The 250-nt window shown below is 37.2% G+C and carries 1 protein-coding gene; it reads right to left on the bottom strand.

Annotation, left to right across the window (positions count from 1 at the left end):
- A partial coding sequence (locus RMT89_RS44515; protein WP_315889448.1) for an ATP-binding protein occupies positions 1 to 250 on the bottom strand: 250 nt, incomplete at both ends.

Here is a 250-nt window from a genome sequence, read left to right as displayed (position 1 = left end):
AATTTTTCAGAATGACAATAAATTCACTCTCATTCGAATGAAATTCTGGCGCTAACTTTTCTGAATAGTTATCTAGCTGGGTGTAACTATCTAAAATTTTTCTCAGACCACTTCCCCGCCGTTCCATTAAGTCCATCCGACTAAAAACATCTGCAATAATTGGATTTCGGCGCTTAGAGGAAAGTAAATTCACATCCTTATCCTGTATTTTTGTACCATCAACCATTCCACCAGGAGAGTAGATTTCCAA

The organism is Streptomyces sp. P17, assembly GCF_032436805.1.
In the GTDB taxonomy this organism is placed as follows: Bacteria; Actinomycetota; Actinomycetes; order Streptomycetales; family Streptomycetaceae; genus Streptomyces.
Note: the sequence above shows the minus strand (reverse complement) of the source record. Positions and strands in the feature narration are given on the sequence as shown.